The sequence below is a fragment of the Pseudomonas sp. Bc-h genome (assembly GCF_002080045.1).
In the GTDB taxonomy this organism is placed as follows: domain Bacteria; phylum Pseudomonadota; class Gammaproteobacteria; order Pseudomonadales; family Pseudomonadaceae; genus Aquipseudomonas.
In genome coordinates, this window is record NZ_MUIN01000032.1 from 1 (window position 1) to 1,101 (window position 1,101).

Genomic DNA, 1,101 nt, shown 5'->3' on the forward strand with positions numbered 1-1,101 from the left:
CCTTGGGATTCACCCAATTTACAGCCTTTAGATAGGCATCCTCAAACCTGTTTTTCAGCAGGCTCAATTCATTCTTCAGTCTAGGAGCCGAGACTGTGACGCTCGGCAGATAATAAACGCTGTCGCAGAGCATCATGTTTGCAGGATCTTGCGGTGTACCATTCTTAGACGCTAGATTTGCTTCTATTGTTTGCCAATTACAAAATCTCTTCGCTGACGAAGTTTTACCAATACCGGGCTTGCCAAAACAAAGCCCGATTTTTCTGTCCTCCCGGCACACTGCCGCCAGTTCGACGAAATTGAAATGAGAGACTGATTCAAGAAAGAAAGGACTATTGGATTCTTTTTTCATGGAAATGTTTTCTCAACTTAAGCTTAACTACGTTATCGGCGGACGTTGTTTGCAGCACGGGAGCTTCCTTGCGCCCCTCCTTGGTAGTGACAAAAGCATCAGCGACGGCGTTCTTATCCTTGATCTTTTTCTTCAACTCCTTTTTTATCCTTGCGTTGTTAGCAATCATTTCACCGGGCTCCATTTCGCTTTCGAGCACGTCAGCGGAACCAGCCTTGCACAGGAGCTTTCCCTCCTCTTCGTAAACCCAGATACTTGAAAGATCTCGTGGATCATATCTAATGGTAAACTCCTGTCCAATTGCTTGAGTCAGTAATAGATGTGAGTATCTGCGGCTTTTCAAGCGAATTCCTTCTTGCCACATCTTTCGAGGTCGCCCGACTTTGTGAAGCATTAGGTCTAGAGCATCAAGGCTCTCAGGAAGCCGAGACAGGCACTTACCTTCGTTCCACTTCTCCATGGGTGAAGTCTTTATTCCCTTATGTTTCTTCTGGTGATACTCAGTCATGAGCCACTCGTGAAACTCGGATTCAATGCTCGAAAGGCTAAGTGGCTTAGTCTTTTCGTTTTTCCGCTTATGCGTGAATCTTTGATCAACAGTTCTGAAGAACCTTTCGATTTTGCCCCTTCCTCGCGGCTTTTTCCGCCTGGTCCTAACAACTTTGATCTTCAAATCGATGCACACCTGCTCGATATGAGTGGACTTGAAATCGCGACCTCGGTCCGTATACAGGATCTCCTGTCTCTTA

The 1,101-nt window shown here is 46.0% G+C and carries 2 protein-coding genes and 1 pseudogene; 1 reads left to right on the plus strand and 2 read right to left on the minus strand.

What is annotated here, in order from left to right:
• Together BWR59_RS32285 and BWR59_RS31690 are read right to left on the minus strand one after the other, a co-directional pair.
• Nucleotides 1-352: pseudogene (locus tag BWR59_RS32285) on the minus strand (AAA family ATPase); the annotation flags it as partial.
• The gene (locus BWR59_RS31690) at nt 333-860 is read right to left on the minus strand and encodes a Mu transposase C-terminal domain-containing protein (RefSeq protein ID WP_230982138.1); all 528 of its coding nucleotides are present in this window, start codon (nt 858-860) and stop codon (nt 333-335) included. The gene BWR59_RS31690 and the pseudogene BWR59_RS32285, both read right to left, overlap by 20 nt.
• A gap of 9 nt (nt 861-869) precedes the next feature.
• Here BWR59_RS31690 and BWR59_RS33040 point away from each other — a divergent pair.
• Nucleotides 870-1,101, plus strand: a 232-nt coding sequence (locus BWR59_RS33040; RefSeq protein ID WP_230982139.1) for a hypothetical protein, incomplete at its 3' end; no start/stop codon positions are given.

What these genes read in the sequence shown, in the direction of transcription:
- BWR59_RS31690 (WP_230982138.1), bottom strand. Translation starts at nt 860, where the DNA reads ATGACTGAGTATCACCAGAAGAAACATAAGGGAATAAAGACTTCACCC.